The sequence below is a fragment of the Luteibacter sp. GL_149 genome (assembly GCF_057834065.1).
In genome coordinates, this window is the sequence record NZ_CM174395.1 from 4,346,480 (window position 1) to 4,370,145 (window position 23,666).

Annotated in this window: 20 protein-coding genes; 18 read left to right on the forward strand and 2 right to left on the reverse strand. The window is 64.1% G+C overall.

Annotated elements, in window-relative coordinates; translation table 11 throughout:
- The first annotated feature begins 1 nt into the window (after position 1).
- Positions 2-1,306 carry a threonine synthase gene (gene thrC, locus AC3IR3_RS19075; protein ID WP_489194462.1) on the forward strand — a complete coding sequence of 435 codons (1,305 nt, stop codon included), beginning with the start codon at positions 2-4 and terminating at the stop codon, positions 1,304-1,306.
- A gap of 600 nt (positions 1,307-1,906) precedes the next feature.
- A complete protein-coding gene (gene argS, locus AC3IR3_RS19080) occupies positions 1,907-3,664 on the forward strand; it encodes an arginine--tRNA ligase (protein ID WP_489194463.1) in 1,758 nt (585 codons plus the stop codon).
- 46 nt (positions 3,665-3,710) lie between these two features.
- Here the strand turns inward: argS and AC3IR3_RS19085 are convergent, their stop codons facing one another.
- Complete coding sequence (locus tag AC3IR3_RS19085; protein ID WP_489194465.1) at positions 3,711-4,487, reverse strand: tetratricopeptide repeat protein; 777 nt, start codon at positions 4,485-4,487, stop codon at positions 3,711-3,713.
- A 295-nt stretch (positions 4,488-4,782) separates the two neighbouring features.
- On the opposite strand from AC3IR3_RS19085, the gene AC3IR3_RS19090 reads away from it, so the two are divergent.
- From AC3IR3_RS19090 to AC3IR3_RS19165, 16 genes are all read left to right on the forward strand, one after another.
- Entirely contained in the window at positions 4,783-4,977 is a 195-nt protein-coding gene (locus AC3IR3_RS19090) for a hypothetical protein (protein ID WP_489194467.1), read from the forward strand.
- A 237-nt stretch (positions 4,978-5,214) separates the two neighbouring features.
- Positions 5,215-5,499, forward strand: coding sequence for an Atu4866 domain-containing protein (locus AC3IR3_RS19095; protein ID WP_489194468.1), 285 nt, complete (start codon positions 5,215-5,217; stop codon positions 5,497-5,499).
- 167 nt (positions 5,500-5,666) lie between these two features.
- Positions 5,667-5,798, forward strand: coding sequence for a hypothetical protein (locus AC3IR3_RS19100; RefSeq protein ID WP_489194469.1), 132 nt, complete (start codon positions 5,667-5,669; stop codon positions 5,796-5,798).
- An 84-nt stretch (positions 5,799-5,882) separates the two neighbouring features.
- Positions 5,883-7,469, forward strand: a complete 1,587-nt coding sequence (locus AC3IR3_RS19105) for a 2-isopropylmalate synthase (RefSeq protein WP_489194471.1) — start codon at positions 5,883-5,885, stop codon at positions 7,467-7,469.
- A 13-nt stretch (positions 7,470-7,482) separates the two neighbouring features.
- Entirely contained in the window at positions 7,483-8,433 is a 951-nt protein-coding gene (locus tag AC3IR3_RS19110; protein WP_489194473.1) for a branched-chain amino acid transaminase, read from the forward strand.
- Positions 8,430-9,845, forward strand: coding sequence for a 3-isopropylmalate dehydratase large subunit (leuC, locus tag AC3IR3_RS19115; protein ID WP_489194475.1), 1,416 nt, complete (start codon positions 8,430-8,432; stop codon positions 9,843-9,845). The genes AC3IR3_RS19110 and leuC overlap by 4 nt, the downstream gene beginning before the upstream one ends.
- Entirely contained in the window at positions 9,842-10,438 is a 597-nt protein-coding gene (gene leuD / locus AC3IR3_RS19120; RefSeq protein ID WP_489194477.1) for a 3-isopropylmalate dehydratase small subunit, read from the forward strand. Before leuC ends, leuD begins: the two co-directional genes overlap by 4 nt.
- Positions 10,435-11,499: a 3-isopropylmalate dehydrogenase gene (gene leuB, locus AC3IR3_RS19125; protein WP_489194479.1), complete on the forward strand. Its 1,065-nt coding sequence runs from the start codon at positions 10,435-10,437 to the stop codon at positions 11,497-11,499. The genes leuD and leuB overlap by 4 nt, the downstream gene beginning before the upstream one ends.
- A gap of 26 nt (positions 11,500-11,525) precedes the next feature.
- Positions 11,526-13,262: a dihydroxy-acid dehydratase gene (ilvD, locus tag AC3IR3_RS19130; RefSeq protein ID WP_489196974.1), complete on the forward strand. Its 1,737-nt coding sequence runs from the start codon at positions 11,526-11,528 to the stop codon at positions 13,260-13,262.
- Between the two features lie 54 nt (positions 13,263-13,316).
- Positions 13,317-14,342: a ketol-acid reductoisomerase gene (ilvC, locus tag AC3IR3_RS19135; RefSeq protein ID WP_489194480.1), complete on the forward strand. Its 1,026-nt coding sequence runs from the start codon at positions 13,317-13,319 to the stop codon at positions 14,340-14,342.
- A gap of 176 nt (positions 14,343-14,518) precedes the next feature.
- Positions 14,519-16,324 carry a biosynthetic-type acetolactate synthase large subunit gene (gene ilvB, locus AC3IR3_RS19140; protein ID WP_489196975.1) on the forward strand — a complete coding sequence of 602 codons (1,806 nt, stop codon included), beginning with the start codon at positions 14,519-14,521 and terminating at the stop codon, positions 16,322-16,324.
- Complete coding sequence (gene ilvN / locus AC3IR3_RS19145; RefSeq protein ID WP_489194482.1) at positions 16,325-16,807, forward strand: acetolactate synthase small subunit; 483 nt, start codon at positions 16,325-16,327, stop codon at positions 16,805-16,807.
- 611 nt (positions 16,808-17,418) lie between these two features.
- Positions 17,419-17,592, forward strand: a complete 174-nt coding sequence (locus AC3IR3_RS19150) for a hypothetical protein (RefSeq protein WP_165973643.1) — start codon at positions 17,419-17,421, stop codon at positions 17,590-17,592.
- Positions 17,593-17,806: 214 nt separating this feature from the next.
- A complete protein-coding gene (gene ubiA, locus AC3IR3_RS19155) occupies positions 17,807-18,823 on the forward strand; it encodes a 4-hydroxybenzoate octaprenyltransferase (protein WP_489194484.1) in 1,017 nt (338 codons plus the stop codon).
- 132 nt (positions 18,824-18,955) lie between these two features.
- Positions 18,956-21,448 (forward strand): TonB-dependent receptor, encoded by a 2,493-nt coding sequence (locus AC3IR3_RS19160; RefSeq protein ID WP_489194486.1) that lies wholly within the window; start codon positions 18,956-18,958, stop codon positions 21,446-21,448.
- A gap of 26 nt (positions 21,449-21,474) precedes the next feature.
- Positions 21,475-22,962, forward strand: a complete 1,488-nt coding sequence (locus AC3IR3_RS19165) for a CehA/McbA family metallohydrolase (protein WP_489194488.1) — start codon at positions 21,475-21,477, stop codon at positions 22,960-22,962.
- Here the strand turns inward: AC3IR3_RS19165 and AC3IR3_RS19170 are convergent.
- Positions 22,948-23,652, reverse strand: coding sequence for a ComF family protein (locus AC3IR3_RS19170; protein WP_489194490.1), 705 nt, complete (start codon positions 23,650-23,652; stop codon positions 22,948-22,950). The genes AC3IR3_RS19165 and AC3IR3_RS19170 overlap by 15 nt on opposite strands.
- Between the last annotated feature and the right edge of the window lie 14 nt (positions 23,653-23,666).

A 23,666-nucleotide genomic window follows, 5' to 3' on the forward strand; every position in this document is an offset into this window, starting at 1 on the left:
CATGCGCTTCGTCAGTACCCGCGGCGGTGCCGCGGACACCAGCCTTTCCGAAGCCATCAACGCCGGGCTCGCGCCCGACGGCGGACTCTACATTCCGGCGAACATGCCAACGCTGGATCCGGGAACCTTTGCCGAAGGCGATTCGCTTGCGCAGACCGCCGAACGCCTGCTGGCACCGTTCTTCGCGGGCGATCTTCTCGCATCCGAACTGCCCGCCATCTGCGCCGAGGCCTTCGCATTCGACGCACCGCGCAGAAAACTGGCAATGCCCGCCACGCACCTGCTCGAGCTGTTCCACGGCCCCACGTCCGCATTCAAGGACTTCGGCGCGCGCTTCCTCGCCGCATGCATGCGCCGGTTACGTGCGGGAACCGACCAGCCGCTCACCATTCTTGTCGCCACATCCGGCGACACCGGCGCGGCGGTCGGCGCGGCCTTTCATCGCGTGCCCGGCATTCGCGTCGCCATTCTCTATCCCGATCGCCGGGTCTCGCCCCGGCAGGCGCACCAGTTGGGGAGCTTCGGCGGCAACGTGGATGCGCTGCGTGTTTCCGGCAGCTTCGACGATTGCCAGCGTATGGTGAAAGCGGCCCTCGGCGACCGCAATCTGCAAGCCTCTACGCCGATGAGTTCCGCCAACAGCATCAGTCTTGGACGCCTGCTTCCCCAGATGGCGTATTACGCCCATGCCGCGCTGGCCCACCGGCGCGCCAGCGGCGAGACATTGAATGTGATCGTTCCCACGGGAAATCTGGGTAACGCCGTAGCCTGTCTTTGGGTACGCGCCATGGGCCTGCCGATAGGCGAGGTCGTCTTCGCCTGCAACGCGAACGACACACTGCCCCAGTTCTACGCCGGTTCGCCGTACCGGGGACGCGACGCCATCGCGACGATCGCCAATGCGATGGACGTGGGCGCGCCAAGCAACTTCGAACGATTGGCTCATCTCTTCGGCGGGGAAAACGAAGCGCGCGCGAAAGGCCACGCGGAAAGCGTCGACGATGCGGAAATCCGCGACGTCGTACTTCGCTACGCACGCAGCGACGGCGACATTTTCTGTCCCCACACGGCAACGGCGATACGCGTCCTCGAACGCCGCCGCCTGGCGGGCGACACCCGCGCGTGGACCGTTGTCGCCACGGCACATCCGGCCAAATTCGACACCATCGTCGAACCGCTGGTCGGTCGCACCATAGACGTGCCGCACGCACTGGGCGCGATGCTGCGCCGGGATGCCTTCGCCGCGCCGATGGCGGCCGATACCGACGTATTTCGCCGCTGGCTAAGAAGCCGCACTCCCCTGTAGGAACGCGTGCAAGCGCACTTCTACAGGGAAGGCTCGCTTCGATGTCGAGCCGCAGCCTGCCGCTGGGCGTCTTGCCTGAAATAGATCAAAGAGAACCCACAGACAAGCAGGTAGCAAATCGCCCCTATGACAAAGAACACAGCGTCATGATCGACGTTGTCGAACTGTCCTCTATCAGACATGGCTAACAACGTAAGCGCAAAACCCACACAAAACGCAAGCCAGCTTTTCACCCAGTCCTTCATACGTCCCTCGCTCCCCTGAAATGAAGGCTGCCGTGCCTTCCTGCGGACCGGGCAATCTAACGGGCGCGGTTAAGCGTGGCTGTCAGGCTAGTCTGAAAACAGAGTCCATCGTTGCGCACGCAGCCCGCTTGCGGGCTTGTGCCAAGCAAAAGATCAATGACCGTGCGAAAGCCAACAGGGCCGGGAAGACGGATGCTCACCTTCGCGAGCCCGGTGTTCTGGCTGCGGATGTCACGCACGGCATCTCCGCTTCGTTGGCTTTCGCCCGCAAGCGGGCTCCCACAAGGAGAGCGCGCGTACCGGGGAATCCCCTAGCCGCTATCATCCCCGGTCGAACTCCAGGGAAATAAACGCCATGTCGCACCACTCCGACGCCACGCTGGCCAGCCGGGTCGACCGTCTGCTGGAGGCCGCCTTCCGCGCCTGCGGACTGCCGACCGATACCGCGCGCTCGGTGCCGGCCTCGCGACCGGAGCTTGGCGACCTGCAGTGCAACGGGGCGATGCCGCTGGCGAAAACACTGGGGCGTCCGCCGCGCGATATCGCCAGCGATGTCGCCGCGAAACTCCGCGACGATGCCGCATTCGAATCGGTCGACATTGCCGGCCCGGGCTTTATCAACCTGCGTCTTTCGACCGCGTTCCTGGCGGCCAGCGCCGAAGAACAGCTGGCGACCGACGATGCGGGCATCGTCCGCCAGAACGCACAGCGCGTCCTTATCGACTTCGGCGGTCCGAACGTTGCCAAGCCGCTGCATGTCGGTCATCTGCGTTCGCTGGTAATCGGAGAAAGTCTTCGCCGTATTCTCGGCGCGCTGGGACACCACACGATCGGCGATGTGCATCTGGGCGACTGGGGCCTGCAGATGGGTATGCTGATTGCCGACATCCGCCGTCGCCGGCCCGACCTACCCTGCTTCCTGCCCGAGCCGTCGCTGCCCGAAGGCTCGCTTCCGCTGGGCATGGACGACCTGCAGAAGCTGTATCCGGAAGCCGCTGCGGCCTGCAAGACCGACCCCGCCCGGATGGAAGAAGCCCGCGAAGCCACCGCCGCATTGCAGGCCGGGCATGCGGGCTACATGCTGTTGTGGCGCGCGATCCGCACGATTTCGCTGGACGCGCAGCGTCGCGATTTCGATGCGCTCGATGTGCACTTCGACATGCTGCTCGGCGAAAGCGACGTCCAGTCGCTGATTCCCGGCATGCTGGACGATCTGCGCAATCGCCATATCGCCGTCGAAAGCGAGGGCGCGCTGGTGATCGAAGTCGCGGAGGAGTCGGACGGGAAACCGATGCCACCGTTGCTCGTGGCCAAGTCGGACGGCGCAGCGCTATATGCCACGACCGATCTGGCGACGATCCTCGACCGCGCGCAGCGCGACAAGCCCGATCGCATCGTCTATGTCGTGGACCAGCGTCAGGCGCTGCACTTCGAGCAGGTGTTCCGCGCCGCGCATCGTGCCGGCTATGCCGACGGTATCGAGCTGTTCCATGCCGGCTTCGGTACGGTGAACGGCCCCGACGGCAAGCCATACAAGACCCGGCAAGGCGGCGTGGCCCAGCTGGCCGACCTGCTCAGCGACGCGATCGACAAGGCCCGGGAGCGACTGGCGGAAAACACGGAGGTGGACGACCGCGAGGCCCTGGCCCGCCTTGTCGGCATGGCCGCCATCAAATTCGCGGACCTGTCGAGCTACCGCACTTCGGGCTATATCTTCGACCCCGAACGCATGGTCTCCTTCGAGGGCCGCACCGGTCCCTACGTGCAATACGCGTGCGTCCGCATCGGTTCGATCCTCGGCCGAGCTACCGATCGCGGTGCGGCGACCGGCGCCATCGTCGTCGAAGCCGTCGCGGAACGCGCGCTGGTCCTCGACTGCGCCCGCTTCCCGGACGTAGTGACCTCGGCGGCGGCGAACCTCGCACCCAACGAAATCGCCGACTACGTCTTCGGCGTGGCCCAGACCTTCAGCCGCTTCTACAACGAATGCCCGGTGCTGGCGGCGGATGCCGAAGCCACGCGCGCGTCGCGTCTGGCGCTGTGCGCCCTGACCCGGCAAGTTCTCGTGCAAGGCCTGTCGCTGCTGGGCATCGCGGTTCCGGAAAAGATGTAACCCCGTCCCCTCGACCGCGACGACAGCCGTTCTGCAAGAACGGCTGTCAGTGCTCTTTTGCGCGCAAACCCTTGATATAGCCCAGTTCGGCGACAGACTTGGGCTCGCCGGGCTGGATCTTCAGGCATGCCTCGTAGGCCTCGGTAGCCTCGTCGAGACGCTTAAGCTCGACCAGCGCATACCCTTGTCCCCGCAGCGCGGTGCATTTCAGGGGGTTCGGGTCCGGCGAGGTGAGTTCCGCGAAATCGGCCGATTCCTTGTACAGCGTCAGCGACGTCTCGAAGTCGTGCTTCATCTGATAGATGTAAGCCAGTTCGCTCTTGTACTGGCTGTCATGGGGCGAGAGCCGGATGGCCTTTTCGAGTTCGCGCTTCGCATCGTCGTACCGGTTCATTTCGTTATAGGCATACGCGCGCGCCCAGTAGGCCATCGCCCAGGCGGGACCGAGTACTTCCACGTCCCTGGGCTTCCCCTTCTGTTCGTTCGCCGCCCCTATTCCATACAGGACGCTGTCTCCGCCCATGCGCCCACAGAAAATGGTCTTGCCGGCCCGGTCGCCATAACGCGTCTCGAAACGGGTAACCACGTCCGTCAGCGGGCCATCGATCGCCGCCTGGATCTTCCCGGCCTGGATCATCGCAAGGCCTTCCCGGACCTCCTGGACGTCCGCATCGGAAATCGTCTGCTCCCCGTCTTTGGGCACGGCAAGCATGATTTTCCGGTCGCCCTTCGCGCTGCCGGCTCCGGCGTTGTCGCCGGATGTCGCGCAACCGGCAATGGCCACGACAGCGCACAGCGCCGCCCATGAAACGAATCGATTCATCCCTACCCCCTGGTTCGCATCGTCGATGCGATGACAAGCATATAGAACGAACGCAGGAAAACAGGCAACCACAGGATACGGATGGATATCCGGCTGGCCGGTCGGGTTGAATGGGGTGGGCGTAACGCGGCTAAGAGCCTTTGGTTGCCAGGAATCGCGGCTCCGGCGCCGATGTAACGCACAGGTAGCATCCCCTACAACCGAAGTTGTATTTCATCGCCCGGAAGGGAGGCTCAATGTTATCTCTCCGCTGCACGTCGACGACGCGTCAGGCGGACTCACGGGAGAGCAGGCCATGATCAAGAAAGCTTACGAAGATCCGTTCGATGAAAGCATCGTCACCTATCTGGCTTCGAGTAGCAGTTCCGGAAGTGACGAGGACGAGGACGAGGACGAGGAAGACGAGAAGAGATCAGAGACACTTCGGAAGGCGATGGAAAATCTCAAGCAGATGGACATTCCGGACCTACCCAAGGACCTTGGTCCATAACACATCCGACATCGCCGGCCTGCCACAGCACGCAGGCCGGCACCGGAACGTACGCTCCCGGATAAAAGCGGGCAACAACAGGATACGGATGGATATTCGCCCGACTGGTCGGGTGGAATGGGATGGTCGTGACGCGATCGGGCGCACGAAATCTCGATATTCCGCTTGACCTCGAGTGCGCTTGAGGTCGTAAAGTTCCCTCCTTCCCCCTCTTGCCCGCACGGAGAGCCCCTCCCGATGTTCAAGGTATCCATCAGCTCGAAGACCATCCAGCCACAGGAAATCGCGGGCACATGGGTGACCGCGCACGGCTATGTCCGCCAGGAATTGCGTGCCGACGGGCGCTACGACGAGGCCCGTGGCTTCCGTACGTCGGCGTATCGCGGAACCTGGACCGTTACCGGTAACCGAATCGACTACCTCGACGATCTGGGCTTCACCGCTCAGGCCGAAGTGATCGATGGCGTGCTTCACCACGCTGGTATGCGTCTTTACCGCGTCGATAGCAACATCGCCGCCTGAGAACAACCAGAAACGCCCGCCGCCAGACCAAGCCCCACGCATCTCGCGTAACAAGCGGCTTCGACGACAAGACCACTCGAAAACAATTGGCCATCCAGACGTCCTGGAAAAAAAGTTTCGGCCGAAAGTGTTGACAGCTACTGACGGACTGACATACGGTCGACAACATGACGCAGCGCACCACCAGCCGCAACGCCCGAATCAACCGTCTCACGACGGTCGGCGTTCCGCTGCGTCTTCGCGGCCTCCTTCTTCTTGCCCTTGTACTCGTACTTATTACCAGCGGAGGTGCGGGGTAAGGGCGCTCAGGTGTAAATAAACCAACCTGACAACTCAAAACCCCGCACCCGGTAACGGATGCGGGGTTTTTTTTGGAGTGGAAAATGACAGCAGCAGAGCAAAACCAGGCCACTGAAAGCGCGGAAAGCGACGTAGGCGGACGCGTGAAGATCTTCGACACGACGTTGCGCGACGGCGAACAGGCGCCGGGCTTCTCCATGGACCGGAGGGCGAAATTGCGCATGGCGCATGCCCTGGAAGACCTGGGCGTCGACATCATCGAAGCGGGATTCCCACAAGCCTCACCCGATGATTTCGCCGCCGTGTCCGAAATCGCCAGAGCATTGCGACAACCTACGGTCTGCGCACTGGCACGATGTCAGGACGGCGATATCGATAGTGCGGGACGCGCACTGGAACCGGCCCAACGCTCACGTATCCATCTGTTTCTGTCCACCAGTCCGCTGCACCGCGAACACAAGCTCGGCAAGAGCAAGAACGAAGTCATCGACATCGCCATCAACGCCATTCGCCGCGCAGCCAGCGTGTGCCATGAAGTCGAATTTTCCGCCGAAGACGCCCTGCGCACCGAACCCGACTTCCTCGTCGAAGTGTTCAACGCCGCGATCGAAGCCGGCGCCACCACGCTGAACGCCCCCGACACCGTCGGCTACGTCACCCCCTTCGAGATTTTCGACCTGTTTACGTATCTGCGCAAAAACGTGCGCGGCGCGGAGCGTGTCGTCTTCTCGTCGCACTGCCACGACGACCTGGGCATGGCGGTCGCGAACAGCCTCGCCGCGATCAGCGCCGGCGCGCGGCAGGTGGAATGCACGATCAACGGCATCGGCGAGCGCGCCGGCAACGCCGCGCTGGAGGAAGTGGTCATGGCGCTGCACACCCGCGCGCCGCACTTCCGCATGGACACCGGCATCGTCACCCGGAATCTGTATCCGACTTCGCGCCTGCTCGCGCAGGTAACAGGGCAGCCTGTCCCGCGCAACAAAGCGATCGTCGGCGATAACGCATTCGCCCACGAATCGGGCATTCACCAGCACGGCATGATGAAACATCGCGGCACGTACGAAATCATGCGGCCGGAGGACGTTGGCGCAACGACATCGCTGGTGCTTGGCAAGCATTCGGGCCGTCATGCGCTGCGTCAGCGCGTGACCGATCTGGGCCACACCCTCGACGAAACCGCACTGGACGTCGTGTTCGAACGCTTCAAGGCACTGGCCGATCGCAAGCGCACGGTGACCGACGAAGACATCGATGCCCTGGCCAGCGGCGTCGATCCCGAGCATGCCGGCCCATGGCATTTCACCCATCTGCACACCAGCTCGCATCTGGGTGGCGGCGCGTCCGCGTCGTTGAAGCTGACTCACGAAGACGGCCACACCGTGAGCGAAGCCGCCATCGGCGAAGGCCCCATCGACGCGATGCTTCGCGCCGTGGAACGTGCAACTGGCGAGAGCATTTCGCTGGAGGATTTCAACGTGAGCGCTGTAAGGGAAGGCGGCGACGCAGAAGGTCACGCAACCCTGACAGCGCGGCACGACGGCAGCACCTATCGTGGCAGCGGCGTCAGCACGGACATCATCGAGGCAACCGCGCAAGCCGTGCTTTCCATCGTCAACCGCATCGCGCGCAAGACGCCCCGTCTCGCCGCCGCAGCAGCCCATTCGTAAAGGAGACCGTTCCATGCAAGCCCCGACTCATCTCTGGCACAACGGCCGCATCAAGGCATGGCACGAGGCGACCGTGCACGTGGGCGCCCACGCGCTGCACTATGGCTCGTCGGTGTTCGAAGGCGTGCGCGTCTATTCGACGCCCGACGGTCCGCGCTACTTCCGCCTGGAAGAACATACCGAGCGCCTGTTCAATTCCGCGCGCGTTTACGACCTGACCATTCCGTACGATGCGGACGCGATCAACCGCGCCTGCCGCGAAGTGATCGCCGCGAACGGCCTGGAATCGGCCTATGTGCGCCCGATCGTTTACCGCAGCGGCTTCACTTTCAGCCTGGCTCCGCCACTGGATACCGCCGTGGACGTCGCGATCATCGCCCTGCCCTGGGGCGCTTATCACGGCGCCGACGCGATCGAGAATGGCGTCGACGTCTGCGTGTCGTCGTGGAATCGCGCCGCACCGAATACCTTCCCCAGCGGCGCCAAGGCCGCCGGCAATTATCTGAATAGTCAGCTCATCGCACGCGAAGCGATCAACGGCGGTTATGCCGAGGGTATCGCGTTGGGAACCGATGGCTTGCTGAGCGAAGGCGCTGGCGAAAACCTGTTCGTGGTCCGGAACGGCAAGCTGTACACACCGCCGTCCGCCGCAAGCATTCTCTGCGGCATCACCCGGGACAGCGTGCTGACGCTTGCCCGCGAGCGCGGCATCGACGTCATCGAGCAGGCGCTGCCGCGCGAGATGCTGTATTTCGCGGATGAAGTGTTCATGACGGGTACGGCCGCCGAAGTCACGGCCGTGCGTTCGGTCGACCGCAAGCCAGTGGGTTCGGGTAAGCCCGGACCGATCACGCGTCAGATCCAGCAGGACTTCTTCGGCCTGTTCGACGGACGCACGGAAGACAAATGGGGTTGGCTGACGCCCATCGAGAACGACGTCGCCGCCGGGAGGGTCGCCGCATGAGCGCCCGTACCCTGTTCGACAAGCTGTGGGATTCGCACCAGGTCGTCGCCGAAAGCGCGACCACGCCGGGCGTGCTGTACATCGACCTGCACCTGGTACACGAAGTCACCTCGCCGCAAGCGTTCGACGAACTGCGCTCGCGCGGCCTGAGCGTTCGCCGCCGCGACCGCACGCTGGCGACGCTGGATCATTCCACGCCCACGCTGCCGCCCGATGCGGACGGCAAGCGCCCGTACTACACGCCCGAAGCAGAAGCCCAGGTCGCGATGCTGGAGAAGAACGTCGTCGACTTCGGCATCGACCTGATGGGTTGGGACAGCCCGAATCGCGGCATCGTACATGTGGCCGGTCCTGAAGTCGGCGCCACGCAGCCGGGCATGACGATCGTCTGCGGCGACAGCCACACCGCGACGCACGGCGCATTCGGCGCGCTGGCCTTCGGCATCGGCACGACCGAAGTCGGTCACGTGCTGGCCACGCAATGCCTGCTTCAGCGCAAGCCGAAGTCGCTGGCCATCCGCGTCGACGGCGCATTGCAGCCGGGCGTCACCGCGAAGGATCTGATCCTGCACATCATCGGTCGCATCGGCATCGGCGGCGGCACCGGTTATGTCATCGAGTACACCGGCGAAGCCATTCGCGCGCTGTCGATGGAAGAGCGCATGACGGTCTGCAACATGTCGATCGAAGCTGGCGCACGCGCCGGACTGATCGCCCCGGACGACACGACATTCGAATGGCTGGACGGCCGCGAGCGTGTGCCGAAGGGCGACGCATGGAACCGTGCCGTCGCACAATGGCGCACGCTGGCCACGGACGCGGGCGCTCGCTACGACAGCGAAGTCCGCATCGACGCATCGACGATCCAGCCCAGCGTCACCTACGGCACGCACCCGGGCATGGTCGTTGCGATCAACGCGCCCGTGCCCGCCGCGGCGGATGCACTGGAGCAGCGTGCACTCGATTACATGAAGGTCACGGCGGGCAAACCCATGGCGGGCGAAGCGGTCGACGTCGTCTTCATCGGCAGCTGCACGAACGCGCGCCTGTCCGATCTGCGCGCGGCCGCTCAGATCATGCGTGGTCGCCAGGTGGCGGCCGGCGTCCGCATGCTGGTGGTTCCCGGCTCCGAACAAGTGCGGCGCGATGCGGAAAGCGAAGGCCTGCACCAGGTGTTCCGCGATGCCGGCGCCGAGTGGCGCGAACCGGGCTGCTCGATGTGCATCGCCATGAACGGCGACCTCGCCCAGCCGGGCCAGCTCGTCGTGTCCACCAGCAACCGGAATTTCGAGGGTCGCCAGGGCAAAGGCGCGCGAACCGTGCTCGCCAGTCCGCTGGTCGCCGCCGCATCCGCCATCGCGGGCCGTGTCGCCGATCCTCGCGAATATATCGAACAGGAAGCCGCCGCATGAGCAAGACCACCCAACCGCTCGCCTACGTGCATTCGCGCACGGCGGTTCTGGCGAACGAAAACATCGACACCGACCGCATCATCCCCGCGCGATTCCTGACGACGACGGAACGCACGGGCCTGGGCAAGCATTGCTTCGAGGACTGGCGCTACGCCGCCGACGGCAGCGATAACCCGGCCTTCGTGCTGAACCAGCCCGCGTCGCGCGGTTGCGCCATCGTCGTTGCCGGCCACAACTTCGGCTGCGGCTCGTCGCGCGAGCATGCCCCGTGGGCGCTGCTGGACTACGGCATCCGCGCGGTGATCTCCAGCGAGATCGCGGACATTTTCCGCGGCAACGCGCTGAAGAACGGCCTGCTCGCCCTCGTGGTGAGCGAACCGGAACATCGCTGGCTGATCGAGAACCCCGGCATCGAACTGCGCATCGACGTCGCCGAAAGCACGATCCGCCTGCCCGACGGCGGCAACATCCATTTCGATCTGGACGCCTTCGCACGGCATTGCCTGCTGAACGGTGTGGACCAGCTGGGTTTCCTGAGCCAACAGGAAGAAGCCATCGGCGCGTACGAAACACGCATGGAGCAAGCCGCATGAAAGCCTCGATCGTCGTATTGCCCGGCGACGGCATCGGTCCGGAAGTCGCTTCCGCCGGCGTCGCCGTACTGCGCCAGATCGCCGAACGTTTCGGCCACGATTTCACCTTCACAGAGCACGCGATCGGCGGCGACGCCATCGACCGCTTCGGCGACCCGCTGCCCCCCACCACGCGCGAAGCGTGCCTGGCCGCGGACGCGATCCTGCTTGGTGCGGTCGGCGGCCCGAAGTGGTCCGATCCCAACGCGCCCGTTCGTCCTGAGCAAGGCCTGCTGGCCATGCGCAAACTGCTCGGCGTCTTCGCGAACGTGCGACCGCTGAAGCTGCATCCGCGCGCGGCGGCACTGTCGCCGTTGAAACCGGAGCGCACCAAGGGCGTCGACCTGGTCTTCATTCGCGAACTCACGGGCGGTATCTACTTCGGCGCGAAGACGCGCACGGACGATGCGGCGACCGACGAGTGCCGCTACACCGTGAGCGAGATCGAGCGCGTCATGCGGCATGCCTTCGATCTGGCGCAAACGCGCCGGAAGAAAGTCACGTCGGTGGACAAGGCCAATGTGCTGGAGACCTCGCGCCTGTGGCGTTCCGTCGCCACGCGTGTCGCCGCGGACTACCCGGATGTCGAACTCGAACACCAGCTGGTCGACTCGATGGCGATGCACCTGCTGACCCGTCCCGCCGACTACGACGTGATCGTGACCGAGAACATGTTCGGCGACATCCTGACCGACGAAGCATCGGTGCTGGCCGGATCGCTGGGTCTGTCGCCGTCGGCATCGCTGGGCGGCCCGGGCGCGGGCGTCTACGAGCCCATCCATGGCTCCGCGCCGGATATCGCGGGCAAGGCGCTCGCCAATCCGCTGGGCACGATCCTCAGCGTCGCGATGCTGCTGCGTCATTCGCTGGGACTCCCGACCGAAGCAGACACGGTGGAAGCCGCCGTCGACTACGTCATGGAAAACGGCAACCTCACGCGCGACCTCGGCGGCGATGCGACGACGCACGCGGTTACCCGCGCCGTGCTGGATGCCTGCGAAGCAAAGGCGGAGGCCGCATGAACGAGAGGAAGATCCCTATCCGCACGCTGCGCAGCGATGCGATCAAGACCGGTCCCGACCGTGCGCCCGCCCGCGCCATGCTGCGTGCCACCGGCCTGGACGACGAGGCCATCGCACGGCCGATGGTCGCCATCGTGCACAGCTGGTCCAATGTCTCGCCGTGCAATCTCAACCTGCGCGAACTGGCCGAAGCGGCCGCCAACGGCGTGCGCGCCGCGGGCGGCACGCCGGTCGAGTTCAATACCATCGCGGTGACCGACGGTATCGCCATGGGCACGTCGGGCATGCGCGCTTCGCTGGTCAGCCGCGAGCTGATCGCTGACTCGATCGAACTGGCTGTCGACGGCCACTGTCTCGATGCGATGGTGGTTCTATGCGGTTGCGACAAGACGATTCCCGCCGCGGCTATGGCACTCGCACGTCTGAATATCCCCGGTGTCGCGCTTTACGGCGGCAGCATCGCGCACGGCAATCACAACGGTTGTCCGATCACCGTGCAGGAAGTGTTCGAAGCGGTCGGCGCGCATGGTGCCGGCAAGATCGACGACGCCGAACTGGAAGACGTGGAACGTCATGCCTGCCCCGGCGCCGGTGCCTGCGGCGGTCAGTTCACCGCCAACACGATGGCCATGGTGCTGACAACGCTGGGTCTTTCTCCCGTCGGCCTCAACGATATTCCCGCGACCGCTCCGGAAAAGCTGGCGGCGGCGCATCGATGCGGCGAGCTGGCGATGGAATGCCTGAATGAAAATCGCCGCCCGAGCGATGTCCTGACGTCGGCCGCATTCCATAACGCGGCGCGCATGGTCGCTGCAACGGCGGGTTCGACCAACGCGGTGCTACACCTTCTCGCGATTGCCCACGAGGCACGCGTGCCGTTGACGATCGAAGACTTCGAACCCGCCTCGGCGAAGACACCGGTCATTGCGGACCTGAAGCCCGGTGGCCGTTACAGCGCCGTGGAACTGACCGCCGCCGGCGGCACGGCGATCGTCGCGCGCGAACTGCGCACGGCCGGCATGCTGACCGACACGCCCACCGTCACCGGTCGCTCGCTGTTCGCCGAACTGGACGCCGCGCCCGCGGCGACCAAGGGACAGCAGGTCGTGCGCGATATGGCGCATGCACTGAAGCCACGCGGCGGCTACAGCATTCTGTATGGCAATCTCTCGCCCGAAGGCTGCATCCTCAAACTGGCGGGCCATGGTCGGCTGAGTCATGCGGGACCGGCACGCGTGTTCGAGAGCGAGGAAGAAGCTTTCGCCGCCGTGCAGGCGGGCAAGATCCGTTCGGGCGACGTCATGGTCATCCGCAACGAAGGTCCCGCAGGCGGACCGGGCATGCGTGAAATGCTGGCCGTGACGGCGGCGCTGGTCGGACGCGGTCTGGGTAACGACGTCGCGCTGATCACCGACGGGCGTTTCAGCGGCGCGACCCACGGCTTCATGGTCGGCCACATTGCACCCGAAGCGGCTCGCGGTGGCCCCATCGCCCTGCTTCGCGAAGGCGATGCGATCTTCATCGACGCCGGGACGCGCGAACTGCGCACCGATGCCGACCTCACCGCACGCCGCGCTAGCTGGCGTCCCGCACCGCCGAAAGTCACCCGGGGCGTACTGGCCAAGTACGCGCGTCTGGTGGGCTCGGCCGCCGAAGGCGCGGTGACGCAGGCCTTCGAGGAGGACGAGGACACCGCCCCGCCAACGCGCCGCAAACAAGAAGATGCCGCCGACGACCTTACCCAGGCCCTGATCGGCAACTGATCCATCCGAACGCCGCGCGCATCGCGCACACCTTTCGCACCTGGAGAAAACGACGTGACCGAGAAACAAGCCACCATTGCCCCGCTGCAGAACGCCCGCATCGCCGTCCTCGGCTATGGCAGCCAGGGCCGCGCGCATGCCCTTAACCTGAAAGACTCCGGTCTCGACGTCGTGGTCGGCCTGCGCCCCGGCGGCCCCTCGTGGAATCGCGCCTATCTCGACGGCTTCGCGGTCGCCGAACCTTCCGAAGCCGTTCGCGGCGCCGACCTGATTGCGGTGCTGACGCCCGACATGGTCCAGCCCCAGCTCTATCGCGAATCCATCGAGCCGAACATCAAGCCCGGCGCCGCGCTGCTGTTCGCGCATGGCTTCAATGTGCATTTCGGTCAGATCGAACCGCGCAAGGACATCGACGTCGTGCTGGTCGCTCCGAAGGGACCGGGCGCGCTGGTTCGTCGCGAATATGAAATCGGACGGGGCGTGCCCTGCCTGTTCGCCGTCCACCAGGACGCGACGGGTAACGCGGAAGAAAAAGCGACGTCATACGCGGCCGGCATCGGCGGCGCACGCGCCATGCTGATCCAGACCGACTTCAAGGAAGAGACCGAAACCGATCTGTTCGGCGAACAGGCCGTGCTGTGCGGCGGCGCGAGCGAACTGGTCATCAAGGGTTTCGAAACGCTGGTCGAAGCGGGTTACCGCCCGGAGATCGCGTACTACGAAGTCATGCACGAACTGAAGCTGATCGTCGACCTGTTCTACGAAGGCGGCATCGCGCGCATGCTGGAGTTCGTCTCCGAGACGGCCCAGTACGGTGACTACACGCGCGGCCCTCGCGTGATCGACGACGGCGTGAAGGAACGCATGAAGGGCGTACTGAAGGACATTCAGGACGGCACCTTCGCCCGCGAATGGACGGCCGAATACAAGGCCGGCCTGCCCAATTACAAGGCATTCAAGCAGCGCGATCTCGAGCACCCGATCGAGCAGGTCGGTGCCCGGCTGCGCGCACGCATGCCGTGGTTGCAGACGGGACGTCCGGAAGCCGCGGCGGTCGAGCCGGCCAAGGCAGCCGAGTAAACAGTGTCATGCCGGCGGTCGGAGCGCGACCGCCGGCGTCTGCAAGAAGCACTGGATCTTCTTCAACAGGCCGCCGGCCAGACCGGCGATACGCAAGGATTCTTTGAGTGAACGCGCAACTGGATTCCATCGGCGACATTAGCCGCCCCTCTTCCCACCCCCTGGCCGGACAGGCCATGACAGGTGCCGACATCGTTGTTCAGGTGCTGGCCGACGAGGGCCTCGACGTGCTGTTCGGCTATTCCGGCGGCGCGATCCTTCCGGTGTACGACGCCGTCTTTCGTTACAACGAAAGCAATCCACGCGACGACGGCAGCGAGCCGCTGCCACTTATCGTGCCCGCCAACGAACAGGGCGCGTGCTTCATGGCTGCCGGCTACGCCCGTGCATCGGGACAGGTCGGCGTGGCATTGGTCACCTCGGGCCCCGGCGCAACCAATGCCGTCACCCCCGTGCGCGATTCCATGGCCGACTCGGTGCCGCTGATCGTGATCTGCGGTCAGGTACCGACCGCTGCGATCGGCACGGACGCATTCCAGGAAGCCCCGATCACCACGATCATGGGTGCGTGCGCCAAGCATGTATTCCTCGTCACCGATGCCTCCTCGCTTGAAGCGACGCTACGCACGGCCTTTCATATCGCGCGCAGCGGACGTCCCGGGCCTGTCGTCATCGATATTCCGAAAGACGTGCAGAACGCGCCGCTGATTTTTCAGGGCAATCGCGAACTGCCGGTGCGCGGCTACCGGGCGCGACTGCGCACGGTGCAGGATGCAACGATCGACGATGCTCACTGCGCCGCGTTCTTCGCCGCGCTGGGTCGCGCCGAGCGTCCGTTGATCTACGCGGGTGGCGGCATCATTTCCGCCGGTGCGGCGGATGCATTGCGCGCTTTTGCACGGACGTTCGGCATTCCCGTCACCACGACCCTGATGGGTATCGGGGGATTCGACACCACCGATCCGCTCGCGCTGCACATGCTCGGCATGCATGGCACGGCTTACGCGAACTACGCTATGGACGATTGCGATTTCGTGTTTGCACTGGGCGCGCGCTTCGACGATCGCGTGGTCGGCGTGCCGGCCGAGTTCGCACCTCGGGCGAAGACGATTGCGCAGATCGATATCGATCCGGCGGAAATCGGCAAGGTGAAAGAGGTGGACTGGCATCATGTCGGCCATCTCGACGGCGCCCTGCAACGCCTGCTCCGCTATGGCCAGCGGCAGGGATTCCGTCCTCGCGAAGACGGTCGCTACGATGCGTGGCACAAGCATATTTCCGCACTGAAGAAGACCCATGCACTCAACTACCAACGCGATGGAGACCTCATCCAGCCGTATGCCGTAATCGAGGCGATCAACCGCATCACCGATGGCCGCGCCATCATCACGACGGGCGTCGGGCAACACCAGATGTGGTCCGCGCAGTATTTCGATTTTCGCGAACCGCGACGCTGGCTGACCTCCGGCTCGATGGGAACGATGGGTTTTGGCCTGCCCGCGGCTATCGGCGCGCAGTTCGCGCGACGCGACCTGACCGTGATCGATATCGATGGCGATGCCAGCATCCGCATGAATATCGGCGAGCTGGAAACCGTCACGACGTATGGCCTTCCGGTGAAAGTCGTCGTGCTGAACAACGCTGGCGACGGCATGGTCCGGCAGTGGCAGAAGCTGTTCTTCAAGGGACGCTTCTCGGCATCGGACAAGAGCCTGCACAAGAAGGACTTCGTTCGCGCCGCGCAGGCGGATGGATTCGAATGGGCCCGTCGCCTGGACGATCCCGCGCGGATCGACGATACCGTGGCGGATTTCCTGGCCTTTGCCGGGCCAGCATTCCTCGAAGTCGTCATCGATCCCGATGCCGGCGTGTATCCCATGGTGGGACCGGGCGCGACCTATGCGCAGATGATCACGGGCGACTGGATTGCCAGCCGCTCGGAAGCGGTGGCCGATACCGCCGAACCGACAGGGATGTTCTGAATGCGCCACCTGATTTCCATTCTGTTGCAGAACGAAGCCGGCGCGTTGGCGCGCGTGGCGGGGCTGTTTGCGTCGCGTGGTTACAACATCGAATCGCTGACCGTGGCGGCGACGCCGGATGCCGAAGTGTCGCGGCTTACGCTGGTCATCTTCGGCGACGACGGTGTGGTCGACCAGATCATCAAGCAGTCGCGCAAACTGGTGGACGTGATCGATATCGCGGAACTTACACGGCGCGAGCATGTGGAGCGCGAATTGCTCGTGGCTCGCGTGGATGGTGCGCACGACCGTGTCGATGCCTGTGTCGCCCAGCATGGGGCGCGCGTGCTGGAGCGGCATGGCACGAATACGCTTGTCGAGTTCACCGGCCGCCCGGAGGAGGTGGACCGGTGTCTGGATGCCTTCGCCAGGATCGGCGAGGTGAGCGATCACGCGCGTAGCGGGATCGCGGCGATCGAGCGTGCTTCGGTAGCAGTAGTCTGACACCGCCATCCGTCGTTCCTGCGCAGGCAGGAACCCAGTGCGGTGCAATGGATTCTCGCAGCGACGTTTAGTCACGCTCGAAGAGAACGCGATCGTCAGCGACAAGGTGCATACATGCGTGATCGCTCTAGGCCCCTGCCTGCGCAGGAGCGACGGTGAGGAGCAGTGGCCGTTCAGTGTTGTAGACCCGGCTCGTCTGTGCACCTTCGACACTGCGACTGAACGCCAGCGCCGTACATCCAGCCGGTACCGGCTGGAAACCACGAAAGTACAGCCCGTAGCTCTCCATCTATTGCCGATCAGTTCGATCGACTGTGTCTGGAGCACGGACACGATGCGGACCGGACTGCGTTCCTTCTGGTGGCATTCGACCGGAATGTGCGTGTCGGTCACGACGATCGTGGCCAGACCTATCCCCTGCGCGAGCCGGATGCGACGCGCCTGATCCAGCCGACGATCGACAGCGGATCGCTGATGGCGTCCGGAAAACCATGGAGGAAATGGACGTCTAATTCCAGGACGATAAGCAAGACACTTCACCGCACCTTATCGATAGCTTCACCCCTCCTGTAGGAACCTGAACTTGCCCCTGCACGAGGGAGGAACCGAACATGCCCACCAATCCGACCAGTCCCGGTCCACCGTTCGCCGAACCCGGCAAGCAACGCCCGGACAGCGAGATCCGGCGCCCCGGCAGCTATCGGCCGGCGCGCGAAGCGGACCCCGAGCCGCTCGCGCTCGACGACCCCGAAGAAGAAGCCAACTACCTACCGTTACATCAGTAACCAGCGCGAAACCCGAGTGTAGGAGCGCGCTTGCGCGCGAAAACCAACGGAGCGGCGATGCCATGCGTGACATCCGCAGCCTGTAGATCGGGCTCGCGGATGTGAGTATCCGTCTTCCTCGCCCTGTTGGCTTTCGCGCGCAAGCGCGCTCCTACAAAAGCTATGTGACCGGCCTCGCAAACGCTGGACGGGACCGGTCGGCTAAACTGGGCCGATGAGCCCGACGCCCCGTAAACCTTCCAGCCGCCCCAAGGCGCCTGCGACAACGACCAAGCGCCGCCCCGCTGCCGCGCCCGCGCGCCAGACGCGGCCGGCCGATGCCTCGACGCGCGCCGAGAAAACGCTGGACTGGCTGCTCCGTCCGCTTCCGCCGCACCTGCGCGAGAAAGCCCACGCCTACCTGGTACTCACGCGTATGGATCGCCCCGTGGGAGCGCTGCTCCTGTTGTGGCCAACCTGGTGGGCGCTATGGCTCGCCGCGAAAGACTTCCCGCCCGTGGGGCCGCTGTTCATTTTCACCATCGGCGTTTTCGCTATGCGCGCGGCGGGCTGCGCGATCAACGACTACGCCGACCGCAAACTCGATCCACAGGTGGCGCGCACGGCGGGACGGCCCATTGCCTCCGGTCGCGTCACCCCGCGTGAAGCATTGATCGTCTTCGCATCGCTGCTCGTCCTGTCCTTCGTGCTGGTGCTGTTCACCAACAAGCTGACGATCCTGCTCTCCTTCGCCGGCGCGGCGCTGGCGGCGATCTATCCGTTCACCAAGCGCTATACGCACCTGCCTCAGGTCGTACTGGGCGCGGCATTCGGCTGGTCCATTCCGATGGCGTTCGCCGCGGTGACCAACCACGTCCCGCCGCTGGCCTGGCTGCTGTTTATCGGAAATATCATCTGGTCGGTGATCTACGACACGGAATACGCGATGGTCGATCGCGACGACGACATCAAGGTCGGCGCGAAGTCGACCGCGATCCTGTTCGGCGATGCGGATCTGGCGATTATCGGCATTCTCATGGGGACGTTCCTCGTCACGATGCTGCTGGTCGGTACGCGCGCGGCGCTGGGCTGGCCTTACTGGATTGCCCTGCTCGCCGCGGCGGGACTGTTCGCGTGGCAGCAATGGATCATGCGCGGACGCGCACGCGATGCATGCCTGACCGCCTTCCGCAATAACAACTGGCTGGGCCTCGCGCTCTGGGTCGGTATTGTGATCGCGCTCGCACTTTAATCCGCCTTGTTGCATGCCGATGACAAAGACGTCGTGAATTTTCACGATTGAAACCCCGTGGTCATCCACACTGAGTCGTCGCGTCACAACGAAAAACCAACATGTCGGTTCCCCGGAACCGACTGACCCGACATGCATACCACTCTGCTTCGCCGTGCCGTGCGCATGGCGCTCGTAAGCCCGTTCGCGTTTGCCCTGACCTTTCCCGCTTTCGCGCAGGACAGCGCGCCGGAAAAGAAAACCACGGACATGGACAACGTCGTGGTGACGGCGCGCTCCGGCACCGAAACCCGTACCAAGGCGGAAACCAGCTACTCGGTCACCACGATCGACGAAGACCGGTTACGCATGCAAGCGCCCACGAGCGTCACGGAAGCGATGAAGTCGGTACCCGGCTTCTGGGTGGAATCGTCCGGTGGCGAAGCCAGCGGCAATATCCGGGCGCGCGGCATTCCCGTCGACGGTTACGGCTCGGTGAACCTGCTCGAAGACGGCATTCCCGTGCAGCACGATCCGGCACTGGGTTATCTCAACGCCGACCAGGCGTTCCGTCTGGACGAAACCATCGAACGGATCGAAGTGGTTCGCGGCGGCCCCTCGTCGGTGTTCTATTCGAATGCACCGGCCGGCGCGATCAATTTCATTCCTCGCCAGGTCGGCGATACGCCCGATGGACTGATCAAGTACACCGTCGGCAACTATTCGTTGAACCGGCTCGACTTCTGGTACGGCACACCGGTCGGCGGCGGCTGGAAGCTCGGCGTGGGTGGATTCTGGCGGCAGGATAACGGCGTACGCAGCCCGGGCTTCGACGCGAACAAGGGCGGGCAGCTTCGCGCGAACCTGTCGCGCGACCTCGATGGCGGCCATGTCAGCTTCGATGTGAAGCATATGGACGACAAGGTCGCGCTCTATCTCGGCATTCCCATGCGCACGAATGCGAGCGGCGATATTCGCCCCGTGCCCGGTTTCAACGGCAATTACGGCACGCTGGCCGGTCCCGATACCCAGCACGTCATGATGAAGGAAGGCGACGGAAGCCTGTACGACTTCGACAACAGCGAAGGTACCCACGTCAAACGCACGCAACTGACGTTCAAGTTCGATCACGACATTGGCGGCGACTGGAAGCTTGCCGAAAGCATGCGTTACAGCACGACCGACACCCAGCGTAACGGCGTATTTCCGAACACCCTGCAAAGCGCGACGTCGTTTCTGGCGGCGCAGAACAAATACCTCTCGGGGTATCCGGGTGCGACGGGCTATCAACTGCGCTACGTCGACAATCCATCGCAGATCTACAACAACGCCAATCAGAACGGCAACGGCCTGGTCGTCGTCGGCGGACTGCGCGGCGTGACGATGCCGGTGGACGAATTCATCAACGATACGCGCGTGCTGCGCAAATTCGATGTCGGCGGGCAGTCGCACGACGTCACGTTTGGCTATTACTACGCGCGCTTCAACCAGGACTTCGACCGTTATTCGTCGAGTGTCCTGATGGATGCAAAGGACAATGCGCAACTGCTCGACCTGGTCGCGGTCGATGCGAATGGCCGCCCCGTCAGCACGCTTACCGACCATGGCGTCTACCGTTACGGCTACGAGTGGGAACATGCCAGCGGCACGTCGACGACGAACGCGTTTTACCTTTCGGACGAATGGCAGGTCACCGACAAGCTACGCATCGACGGTGGCGCGCGCTGGGAAAAGGTAAACGTCACGGGCAATACCGAACTCAAGCAGACCGTGAATCAGGGAACGTTCGCAACATCGACCATCCTCACGGGCAATGGCCAGTTCGTTCACTACGACCAGAGCTTTGATAAGCTCGGCTGGACCCTTGGCGCGAACTATCAGTTCGACGGACACCAGGGCATCTTCGCCCGCTATACGCCGACATTCCGCCTGCCGAGCCTGAGTTCGTACATCACGAGCCCGACGGCAACGCCCATCATCCAGACGATGAAACTCGCCGAGGCGGGCTGGAAGTACAGCGATCGCTTTGCCGATCTGTATGCGACGGCGTTCTACACCAAGTACAACAATGTGTCTTTCAGCAACTACGTATTCAATCTGAATGGCAGCGCATCGACTGCACAGACAGGCTACGCGGACACGAAGACGTACGGCCTGGAACTGGAAGGCACGCTGTATCCGTCGAGCCTGTTCGACGTGCAGTTCAACGCGACGCTGCAGCAACCGAAATACAAGGGGTTGCGTTATACGGAAGTCGTCGCCGGGAATCCGGTCCTTCGCGACTATCAGGACAATCAGCTGATCCGCGTACCGAAGGTCAGCTACCGCATCGTTCCCGGTGTGAACCTTATGGACGGAAAGCTGCGGTTGCAGGTGTCGTTCGAGCATGAAGGCAAGCGCTACGTCGACACGGCGAACTCCGTCGTTCTGCCCGCGTATAACGTGATCGGTGCGAGCGCGCGCTACGACGCCACCCAGCAACTGTCGCTGTTCCTCTATGCCGACAACATCACCAACTCGCTTGGCCTGACCGAAGGCAATCCGCGTGCCGGCGAATTGGCCAGCTCCGACGCGGGGGCGAACACATTCATCGCCCGCCCGCTGCTGGGTCGCTCGTTCCGCCTCGCTGCGATGTACCGGTTCTAATGGGGGATGTGCTGATGGGGATGACCATGAAACGCTGGCTCTGTATCGCTCTTCTCGGGTTCGCCAGCATGGGCATGCATGCGGAGGTGCGACCCGATGCGGTGCTTCGTGGCGAGCTTTCGGGCAAGGACAACCGGACGTATCGCGAGGTACCGTTCGACGTCCCCGAAGGCACGACGCGCATCACTATCGATGTCGACTACACCGGGCGCGACGAGCGCACCACGATCGACCTCGGATTGCTGGGGCCGGGCGGTTTCGCCGGACAGGACGGCTTCCGCGGCTGGAGCGGCGGAAGCAAGCGCGTCTTCACCGTGTCGGCGACGGATGCGACCGCGTCGTTCCTGCCCGGGGCGATTCGTGCGGGGCGCTGGACGCTGTTGCTGGGTATTCCGAATATCCGGCCGGCATCCCATGCCACATATACGGCGCGCGTATGGTTCGGCACGGACACCCATGAACCATGGGGTCCGGCCGATCCGCTGACGCCTCCGCTACGCCGCGAGGCGGGCTGGTATCGCGGCGACCTGCACATGCATACGGCGCATAGCGATGGCGGCTGCCCGACGCAGAGCGGCGCGGCGAAAGTGCCTTGCCCGCTGTTCCTGACGGTGGCGAAGGCCGCCCAACGCGGTCTCGACTTCATTGCCATCAGCGATCACAACACCATGTCGCAAGTGTCGGAGATGCGCGAACTGCAACCGTACTTCGACCGGATGCTGCTGATGCCCGCACGCGAAATCACGACGTTTCAGGGTCATGCGAATCTGTTCGGTGTGTCGCGCCCCGTGGATTTTCGCGTCGGCAGCACTGCCGTTCCCGACTGGAATGCGCTGCTTGCCGATGTCGCTAAGGCAGGCGGTCTCATTTCGATCAATCATCCGATGCGTCCCAACGACGAGACCTGCATGGGCTGCGGCTGGACGCCCGAGCGTCCCGTCGACATGGATCGCATCCAGGCCGTGGAAGCCGTGAACGGTTCTGACGTGGGTGGCGCGAATTCGGGCATCCCTTTCTGGGAGGCCCAACTGGATGCGGGACATCGTCCGACGGCGATCGGCGGCAGCGATAGCCACGATGCCGGATCGATCGGCACGCCGACGACCGTCGTACGCGCCGGCAATCTGTCGATGCCGGCGGTACTGGACGGTATTCGCGCGGGGCATGTGTTCGTGGATATTGAAGGCACGGCGGACCGGATGCTGGATCTGCGGACGGTGGTGGCGGGCAAGACGATCTCGATGGGCGACGAGGTCGCCGTGAAGCCGGGCTCGGTGCTGCGCTTCGTCGTGCATACGGAAGGCGTCGCGGACAGTCGCGTCGAACTGATCGATAACGGTCGCGCGCTCGCCATGCCCACGGATAGCGCCGCGCAGGGATCGCGCGACGATCGGATCGTCGACTGGACGGCCGATGGCAAACCTCACTGGATTCGCGCGAACGTACGTGCGGCGGATGGCCGTTTGTTGCTGCTGGGCAATCCGATTTACGTCAACCGGTCAATGGCCCGGTAACGGGGCGCGGGCCAGCGCCCAGACGTCGACGCGCGTCACGCCAGCCCGGCGCAGGACGCGCGCGCATTCGGCCAGCGTCGCCCCCGTGGTCATCACATCGTCGACGAGAGCGACGTGCGCCACCCCGGGCGCGGCGCGCAGATGGAAGGCGCCATGCACGTTCTTCCGCCGCGCGACCGCATCGAGTTCGGTCTGCGCGTCGGTCGCGCGTCGGCGCGCCAGCAGGTCGTGACGTAAAGGCAGATCGAACGCACGAGCCAGCGGGCGTGCGAGTTCCAGCGCCTGGTTGTAGCCGCGACGACGCAGTCGCGCGGTGTGCAGGGGAACGGGAACGATCAGCTGCGGACGTTCCGTGGGCGGAGCGGCCTCGCACCAGCGCCCGGCCAACACCCGCCCACAGGCAAGGCTGCCGCCGAACTTGAACCGGCTTTCCAGCACATCGAGGGGCCACGCATAGACGAAGGGTACCCAAGCAGCGGTCCACGGCGGCGGACGACGCTGGCACTGACCGCACAGCTCGACGGTGTATGCCAGCGGTAAGGCACAACGCATGCAACGACTATCGTTGCGAGGCAACGCCGCGGCGCACGCGGCGCACATATCCACGACGCCATCGCCGCTGTCGCCGCACAGCACGCAGCGCGGCGGGAGGATCAGACGCTCCAGTATCCGGAACGGTTTGTAGAGCATGTGGCGACGCGTCC

Bases quoted from the DNA above. Each gene is read 5' to 3' on its own strand.
- ubiA (WP_489194484.1), top strand. From the start codon at position 17,807: ATGAGCCCGACGCCCCGTAAACCTTCCAGCCGCCCCAAGGCGCCTGCG.
- ilvN (WP_489194482.1), top strand. From the start codon at position 16,325: ATGCGCCACCTGATTTCCATTCTGTTGCAGAACGAAGCCGGCGCGTTG.
- AC3IR3_RS19170 (WP_489194490.1), bottom strand. From the start codon at position 23,652: ATGCTCTACAAACCGTTCCGGATACTGGAGCGTCTGATCCTCCCGCCG.
- leuB (WP_489194479.1), top strand. From the start codon at position 10,435: ATGAAAGCCTCGATCGTCGTATTGCCCGGCGACGGCATCGGTCCGGAA.
- AC3IR3_RS19160 (WP_489194486.1), top strand. From the start codon at position 18,956: ATGCATACCACTCTGCTTCGCCGTGCCGTGCGCATGGCGCTCGTAAGC.
- argS (WP_489194463.1), top strand. From the start codon at position 1,907: ATGTCGCACCACTCCGACGCCACGCTGGCCAGCCGGGTCGACCGTCTG.
- leuD (WP_489194477.1), top strand. From the start codon at position 9,842: ATGAGCAAGACCACCCAACCGCTCGCCTACGTGCATTCGCGCACGGCG.
- AC3IR3_RS19110 (WP_489194473.1), top strand. From the start codon at position 7,483: ATGCAAGCCCCGACTCATCTCTGGCACAACGGCCGCATCAAGGCATGG.
- leuC (WP_489194475.1), top strand. From the start codon at position 8,430: ATGAGCGCCCGTACCCTGTTCGACAAGCTGTGGGATTCGCACCAGGTC.
- AC3IR3_RS19095 (WP_489194468.1), top strand. From the start codon at position 5,215: ATGTTCAAGGTATCCATCAGCTCGAAGACCATCCAGCCACAGGAAATC.
- AC3IR3_RS19085 (WP_489194465.1), bottom strand. From the start codon at position 4,487: ATGAATCGATTCGTTTCATGGGCGGCGCTGTGCGCTGTCGTGGCCATT.
- AC3IR3_RS19165 (WP_489194488.1), top strand. From the start codon at position 21,475: ATGAAACGCTGGCTCTGTATCGCTCTTCTCGGGTTCGCCAGCATGGGC.
- thrC (WP_489194462.1), top strand. From the start codon at position 2: ATGCGCTTCGTCAGTACCCGCGGCGGTGCCGCGGACACCAGCCTTTCC.
- AC3IR3_RS19150 (WP_165973643.1), top strand. From the start codon at position 17,419: ATGCCCACCAATCCGACCAGTCCCGGTCCACCGTTCGCCGAACCCGGC.
- ilvB (WP_489196975.1), top strand. From the start codon at position 14,519: ATGACAGGTGCCGACATCGTTGTTCAGGTGCTGGCCGACGAGGGCCTC.
- AC3IR3_RS19090 (WP_489194467.1), top strand. From the start codon at position 4,783: ATGATCAAGAAAGCTTACGAAGATCCGTTCGATGAAAGCATCGTCACC.
- AC3IR3_RS19100 (WP_489194469.1), top strand. From the start codon at position 5,667: ATGACGCAGCGCACCACCAGCCGCAACGCCCGAATCAACCGTCTCACG.
- AC3IR3_RS19105 (WP_489194471.1), top strand. From the start codon at position 5,883: ATGACAGCAGCAGAGCAAAACCAGGCCACTGAAAGCGCGGAAAGCGAC.